This window comes from Corynebacterium sp. (genome assembly GCF_030530965.1).
Taxonomy (GTDB): Bacteria; Actinomycetota; Actinomycetes; order Mycobacteriales; family Mycobacteriaceae; genus Corynebacterium.
The window spans coordinates 18906-26151 of sequence record NZ_JAUMTY010000030.1 but is presented as its reverse complement, the minus strand read 5'-3'; the positions used below and the strand labels follow the sequence as shown (position 1 = coordinate 26151).

The following is a 7246-nucleotide window of genomic DNA, read 5'->3' as shown; positions in this document are numbered from 1 at the left end:
AAAAAGTGTAAAACCAGAAACTACTGGGATACGACCTCGAAGTTAATGGTGCCGTGGATATCCTCGTGGAGCTTAACGTCCACCGAGTACTTACCCGTCGACTTCACAAAACCCTTGGTCATGTCAATGCTGTGCTTATCCAGCTCCGGACCACCAGCAGCTACGACGGCCTGAGCAACGTCGTTAGGCTTAACAGACCCGAACAGCTTGCCATTGTTGGCAGTGCGGACGGCGACAGAAACGCCTTCCAGGTTTGCCAACTGCTCTTTGACCTCGCGAGCGCGATCGGCGTCGCGAATAGCACGCGCTTCCTGCGCACGCTTCAAATCCTGAACCTGCTTCTCGGCGCCACGAGTAGCGGGGACCGCGTACCCGCGCGGGAGCAGGTAGTTTCTTCCATAGCCGGCCTTGACCTCGACGATGTCACCAGGAACACCGAGATTGTCAATGGCGGCGGTGAGGATCAGCTTCATGATCCCTAGCCTTTCTTACGTTGATTAGTTAGAAGGGTGGCTCATCATCTGCCCCACCAAACCCTTGGCTGGAGCCCTGGCTGGGAGCGGAATTCCACGGATCCTGATCCGCGCCCGAGTTCCCTCCGGAACCGCCGAAGCCCTGGTTGCCTTGAGACTGCTGGCCGCGATTGGAGTTAAAGCCTCCGCCTCGGTTTCCACCGAAGCCACCGCCGCCTTGGTTGAAGCCGTTGCCTCCGCCACTCGTCTTTTCGACGTTTGCCGTGGCGTACTTCAACGACGGGCCGACCTCGTCGACCTCGATTTCAAACACGCGACGCTGTTCGCCGTCCCGAGTCTCAAAACTCCGTTGGCGCAAGCGGCCATTGACGATCACGCGCATGCCTTTTTTTAACGATTCGGCAGCGTTCTCGGCGGCCTGGCGCCACACATTGCAGGTGAGGAACATCGCATCCCCATCAACCCACTGGTTGGTTTGGGAATCGTATCGGCGTGGCGTCGATGCCACACGGAAATTTGCCACAGCAGCACCCGACGGGGTGTAACGAAGTTCTGGGTCAGCAACAAGATTGCCGACGACCGTAATAGGTGTCTCTCCTTGTGCCATGATGAATCCTCTCTCTGCAGGACAACCGGTTTGATGGTCAGATAAAACCTGACACTGGTGTTTCTACCAGTGTGCCTTTTTAGGCGTCGGTCCGCAGAACTTTCGTACGCAACACCGAATCATTCAGGTTGAGCAGACGGTCGACTTCCAGCACAGTTGCGGACTCACAGGTGAAGTCCACGACAACGTAGATGCCTTCCTCTTTCTTCTGAATGGGATAGGCCAAACGGCGCTTGCCCCAAATATCAACCTTGTCAACGTTGCCCTTCTCTTTGCGGACAACATCGAGATACTTATCCAGGGACGGGGCTACAGTGCGCTCATCCTGCGCGGGATCGAGAATGATCATGATTTCGTAGTGACGCACGGACCTCATCACCTCCTATGGTCTAGTCGTATTTCGGCCGCGCCATCGTTAGCGCGACAGGAGGGTTCGTTGCGTCAAGCAACCCCCCGAGACTACCAAACCGCTGGCCAGAGGCAAAACCGGGATCACATAAAAAGAGCCACATGAAAACACGGCCAGTTGGCAAGATGATGAGCAACCCGGCTAATTCATGAGCGTTGCCCAAAACACCGCAACTGTCACCGGCACAACAGTGATGAAGAAAACGGCGATCCCGAAGAGCCACCACGTCACCTTGGCCGGCTTCTTGTACATGAAACTGGCAAACGACGCGGTGAATAAGAAGAACCCGATAAAAACGCTAATGATCGTCAACGTCACTTGAGGAGTCATGCTGTAGTCCCCACATTTGATCGCGTACCGACGACGCCCGCACGGCTCGTTACCGCATCACTAGTTACCGCCCGGCTACTCATTGCCGACGACGGACTGCGCCGCGACGCCACCACATCCGTTTCCTCCTGCCCAGGAACCTCCGCCTGGACCATCGTTCGTGGAGCGTCGGGACGCGTGCCACGCATCTGCTGGATCACCAGCACAAGGATGGCCACAACAAGCGCATCCCGCGCGATCACGAAGGAGTTGAAAAGCCAGTCCGGAGCGCCTTTATTGTCCGCCCCGGTAAACCACCACATGCGCACGAACCAGTAAATAGCTTCCACCCACATCCAAGCGAATACCAGACGCCAGCGGGGGAGAGACAACGCGACGAGGGGCACAAGCCACAACGAGTATTGCGGGCTCCACACCTTACTGGTCAGCACAAACGCGGCGATGATCAACAACGACAGTTCCCACACTGCAGGCTCACGTTTCACCTTCAGCCCGAGAATCAAAATTCCGACGCAACACAGCCCAAACAGCACGAATGAGATGATCGACTGCGCCTTCACCGGGACAGTGGTGGAGTAACTAAAGCCAGTCAGCCATGAAAGCACGCTGTAGATCGTCGAATCTTCAGCTGCCCGTTTCCCATTCCGGGTGAAGAATTCCGCCCATCCAGCAGGCGAGGCGATCATGATCGGGATATTCACCACAAGCCAGGTGACCACTGCCGAGACCACAGTGTTGATGAACTCTGTGCGCTCCCGCCATCGGTGACGGATGACCAGAACCAGGAAAGCACCCAGGATATACGCTGGCCAGAGCTTCGCGGCCGTGCCTAAACCAATGAGCACCCCAGCTCCCGCGTACTTCTTCCGGGTCCACAGGAAAATGGCACCCATCGCGCACACTGTCGCTAAAGAGTCGAAGTTGGTGAAGATGTGCACACCCACGATGGGGCTGGCAGCAACCAAAATGACGTCCCACACGCGGTGACCGGCCAACTGGTAGGTGAACCACAGCGTCCCGATCCACGCAATCGCGAGGAACACAGCGTTCACACCGAAATAGAAATCGACGCGGGGTACAGACCATCCGACGAGGTCAGCAAGCCAGTGCAAGGGAGCCGCTAACTGGGCGCATAACCACTGGTACAGACCGGTGAGAACCGGGTACTCCATATGGCGGGTGCCACCATCACCGGCCCAGGAGTAGACATACGGAAAGTGCCCGTCCTTTAGGCCTTCAATGCTGTACAGCGGAATGGAATCCGCGTAACACCCCGAGATGTACTGACGGTTCGCGGTCCAATTCACACCGTCACCGTCGCCACGAAGACAATTCGCCTTCGACAGCCAACCCAGTGACATCATGCCCAAGGCCAAGCCCATCAGGACGCGGAGGGGAGTGGCCCACACCGCTCGCCCGACGAGACCGTGGCGCGCAATAGGCCCCCCAAGGAAATGAGTCCACCGTTGAGCTGCGGGCTCCGTCAGGCTCGGCTGAACCCTCAACACGTCGGTGTCCTGCTGTTCTATTCCTCTACCTGCACCCAACGCCACTATGTCCTTCTTCACTCTGTACGGGCCGACTCGTCGATGAACTACGGAGCTGGCTGATCGTTATTACCCAAGTCCGGAACGGGAACCTCCACACCGGGGACAATTTCCTGCGTCCGCGTCGGAATGTTCAGACCGCCATTGTCGGGCGCTTGCGGCGTCGGGGCGGGAGTCTCCTGCGTCTCGGGCGCGTACTGCTGCTGTGGCGCCTGCGTCTGGGGTGCGCGAGTACGCTGCGGCTGCTGCTGTTGGACCGTCGTCGTTTGGGTATAGGTCTTCTTCGACCCACCCGAGTTCGTATTCGCCTGCTTCGAGCCCGACGAACCCGAATCACCAAAGGCCATGTAGTCTTCGCCCTGCAAAGCACTATCCATGGTCTGTTTCCAAATGTCGGCGGGGAGTCCAGCACCATACATCGGGCGGCCCGAGTAGAAAATGGGCTGGCCGTCGTTCGTGCCGACCCAGACCGCCGTCGCTAATTGCGGGGTTGCACCAACAAACCAGGCGTCCTTGTTATTGCCGGTATCGCCCAACTGAGCCGTACCTGACTTCGCCGCGGAAGTCCGGCCACCAGCCAGACCGTGGTTACGCGAATACGACGCAATCGGTTCCATCGCGGAAATGACGTTATTAGCGACATCTTTATCAAGGCGCTGGTCGCCCTCGACATTGGACCGGTCCAGCAGCACCTTGCCCGACGACGTCTCCACCTTCTGAACAAAGTGCGTCTGGTGGTACATACCGTTATCCGCCAGCGTGGACAAGCCCGTCGCCATGTCAATCGGGCGAGTTAAGTACTGGCCCAAGATGACGCCGTCGTACACCTGGCCATCCTTTTCCTGCAATGTCTTTTCGCCATTGACCTCGGTGGGGATACCCAGGCGGTGTGCCATATCGGCCGTGTCCTTCGCACCATGCTTCAAATCATGCTGCATACGCACGAAGCTCGTGTTCAGCGACATCTTCAGCGCCGTGGCCAAACTACAGGAACCACAGGATTCGCCTTCAGAGTTCTGAATGGTCAGGTTGTTGATGGTCACTGGGGCAGAGGAGTACACGCGGGAGAGCGACATTCCTTGCTCCAGACCCGCGGCCAAACCGAAGATCTTGAACGTCGAACCGGTCTGGAGGCCGGTGTTTGCGAAGTCCCAACCATTAGGATCGTCGCCACCGTAGTATCCCTTCACCGCGCCATTGCGGGGATCAACCGAGACCACGGCGGTGCGGTAATCATCCGGGTAGCCCTGCATGCGGTTCTTCACCGTGTCCGTCACAGACTTCTGAACCTTGGGGTCAATCGTCGTCGTGATCTTGAGACCTTGGGTGTTGACGTCCTGCTCACTAATGCCGGATGCCTCAAGTTCGGACATGACCTGCGACTTAATCAGGCCATTCGTGCCCTCAACTTCAGAGCCCGTGTCGATCGTATTCGGGTCGATGACCTCGGGGTACGCGGCCTGAGCGCGCTCCTCACCGTTAATCGCACCCATGTCGGCCATACCGTCCATGACGTAATTCCAGCGCTCTTCAGCAGCCTGGCGGTTAGTCCAGGGATCCAACTCCGACGGACGCTGGATGGCTGCAGCCAGCACAGCGCCTTCCTCTGGCGTAAGGTCCTTCACGTCCTTGTTGAAATACGCCTTCGACGCCGCGGCGATACCGTACGCGTTACGTCCAAAATAAATAGTGTTCAGATACGCGCCGAGAATTTCATCTTTCGACCACTCGCGGGCCATCTTCGCGGAAATAACGAGCTCCTTCGCCTTACGCGTGTAGGAGTGCTCGTTGCCCACCAGGGCGTTCTTCACATACTGCTGGGTGATCGTGGAACCACCACCAGAAGATTCCTTACCCGTCACAAGCCCCAGCGCAGCGCGTCCGAAACCCTTAACGGAGAAGCCGGGGTTGGAATAGAAGGAACGGTCCTCCGCGGCCAGCACGGCTTGGCGCACCGGTTGAGGGATCTCCGAGAGATCAATGTCCGTGCGGTTACCGTCGGGCGGGACGATGCGTGCCAACTGGGTGGAGGAGTCTGACGCGTAAATCGTCGCAATCTGATTAGTTTGTAGCTCTTGAGGCTCCGGGACCTTCGTCACCGCGTAGGCGGAAAAGAATGCCGCAACAGGCGCAAGAATGAGGACAAGGAGGATCACACCTGTCCAGAGCAGCACCTTTTTCCAGGTAGACATCTTGGCCTGCCTTTGTGGTTGTTTGTTACTCACTATTCCTATTTCTCCTCTACGCGAGGTTTGGACGTACCACTTCCTACGCGGACAAGCATCTCACGAAGCAGCACGTTCCACCGGCAATGCACGCATACCTCCACAATGTGGGCGGTAATGTCACCATAGGTTTCCGCCAGGGCCTCAACCTCTCGACGACTACGCGCGGTCCCTGCTATTTTCCCCAAGTTGTCGCCGAATATCCAGATGACATTTTTTAACGTCCTTTTTCCACACAGCGGACACGGACGATCTTGTGGTTCACCATGAAAATCAGCGGCATCAATCAGCCGACGCGACGACTGCCGCAACTCCTCCGCAGAGATCTCTCCCCGGCGGTATTCGGCCAGCAACCGTTGACGATCAAGCTGATGATTCCTCGTCTCTGTCCAGCTCACCCCGGTCACTATAGGCACAATAGCCTCACGTGTATAGCCCCGCATCCGTCGGCTCGCATAACCCTTCGCTGCACGCAAGCAGCTTTAGCGCGGGTGAGAATCACCATATAATAGGAGGAGTCCATTTCTGACTAACGCACCTGGTGACAATGACCTCAACTGACAAGTCCATCAATGAAAATTCAGGCGACGCCGCTCCGGTCGACGCCACCTCTGACCACGCCACCACGCAATCCTCGAAACAATCCTCCCAGGACATTTCTATCGAAGAGATTGCGGCACGGCTCCGACCACTTCTCAACAGGCTCGTCTTAATTTATTACCGTCAGTCGGTTCACACCGCTCTTACCGCTAGCCAAATCTCCATACTTTCCGTGCTGGAACACCACGGTTCTATGCGGATCAGCGATATCGCCAAATTCGAGTCCATCCGCATGCCCACCGCATCGAACGCGATTCACCGTCTCGAGTTCGACGGACTTGTTGTTCGGGAGCGCGATAAACACGACCGCCGCGGGGTGACCGTCGCCCTGACGGACCACGGTAGGGAAGAGCTCGAGCGAGTCAATTCACAACGCAACCTTGAGTTCGCGCGGTTTATCGCTCAATACACTGAAGACGGCAAAGAGCTAGCACTCGAACTTACCGACGTCCTCGAGCGCATCCTTAATGATCATGAGGGTGGTCCCGACGACGAACACCCAGCACACGACTAACACACGTCCTTCTCACGTCCCAACCCCAGCCTTCCGACCAACGGAGCACCACCGTGACTAACGAATCCCCGGTTCGCATCCTCATCGCCCGACGCCCCCATCCCACCGAATCCAGTGCCGAGGAATTCGCCGCATGGTTCGCCCGTACCTCGCCGGCCGTCATTCGGACCGTCACCGTCCTACCATCGATATGGCCATCCGGCGCTCCCGACGAACTGGGGGAGGACTACCAACGCTGGATCCGCAAAGAGACGAAAAAGTGCGAACGCGCTGCTCTTGAGGCACTCAAAGAGGCCCGAGTTCCCGACGATTCCCTGGATGCCACCCCCTTTGAATTCGTCACCGCCACCTCCGAAACCGACGCTCTTAGCGCGGCGGCCAACGATTTCAATGCGACGATTGTTCTGCTCGGATCCCACGCTTCTGCGCCCGAGGGCCGATTTGTCGCCGGATCCACAGCGGATGCTCTGCTTCACTGCGCACCTGTGTCCCTGGGGCTGGCCCCGCGTGACCTGCGCGCATCCAAGAAAGGCGTCACGCG

9 protein-coding genes are annotated in these 7246 nt (G+C 57.6%); 2 read left to right on the top strand and 7 right to left on the bottom strand.

What is annotated here, in order from left to right; translation table 11 throughout:
• Window positions 1–20 precede the first annotated feature (20 nt).
• The 7 genes from rplI to Q3981_RS06830 all read right to left on the bottom strand — a co-directional run bounded on the left by rplI (window position 21) and on the right by Q3981_RS06830 (window position 5998).
• Window positions 21–473, bottom strand: a complete 453-nt coding sequence (gene rplI / locus Q3981_RS06860) for a 50S ribosomal protein L9 (RefSeq protein WP_012732665.1) — start codon at window positions 471–473, stop codon at window positions 21–23.
• A gap of 28 nt (window positions 474–501) precedes the next feature.
• Window positions 502–1080 (bottom strand): single-stranded DNA-binding protein, encoded by a 579-nt coding sequence (locus tag Q3981_RS06855; protein ID WP_303124666.1) that lies wholly within the window; start codon window positions 1078–1080, stop codon window positions 502–504.
• A 79-nt stretch (window positions 1081–1159) separates the two neighbouring features.
• A complete protein-coding gene (rpsF, locus tag Q3981_RS06850; RefSeq protein ID WP_012732667.1) occupies window positions 1160–1447 on the bottom strand; it encodes a 30S ribosomal protein S6 in 288 nt (95 codons plus the stop codon).
• A gap of 183 nt (window positions 1448–1630) precedes the next feature.
• Window positions 1631–1819 (bottom strand): hypothetical protein, encoded by a 189-nt coding sequence (locus Q3981_RS06845; protein ID WP_046203390.1) that lies wholly within the window; start codon window positions 1817–1819, stop codon window positions 1631–1633.
• Window positions 1816–3387, bottom strand: coding sequence for a glycosyltransferase family 87 protein (locus Q3981_RS06840; RefSeq protein ID WP_303124664.1), 1572 nt, complete (start codon window positions 3385–3387; stop codon window positions 1816–1818). The genes Q3981_RS06845 and Q3981_RS06840 overlap by 4 nt, the downstream gene beginning before the upstream one ends.
• A gap of 26 nt (window positions 3388–3413) precedes the next feature.
• Window positions 3414–5558 carry a transglycosylase domain-containing protein gene (locus tag Q3981_RS06835; RefSeq protein WP_303124675.1) on the bottom strand — a complete coding sequence of 715 codons (2145 nt, stop codon included), beginning with the start codon at window positions 5556–5558 and terminating at the stop codon, window positions 3414–3416.
• 38 nt (window positions 5559–5596) lie between these two features.
• The gene (locus Q3981_RS06830; protein WP_303124662.1) at window positions 5597–5998 is read right to left on the bottom strand and encodes a DUF5318 family protein; all 402 of its coding nucleotides are present in this window, start codon (window positions 5996–5998) and stop codon (window positions 5597–5599) included.
• Between the two features lie 140 nt (window positions 5999–6138).
• On the opposite strand from Q3981_RS06830, the gene Q3981_RS06825 reads away from it, so the two are divergent.
• Window positions 6139–6705, top strand: coding sequence for a MarR family winged helix-turn-helix transcriptional regulator (locus Q3981_RS06825; protein ID WP_303124660.1), 567 nt, complete (start codon window positions 6139–6141; stop codon window positions 6703–6705).
• Between the two features lie 53 nt (window positions 6706–6758).
• A partial coding sequence (locus Q3981_RS06820; protein WP_303124659.1) for a universal stress protein occupies window positions 6759–7246 on the top strand: 488 nt, incomplete at its 3' end.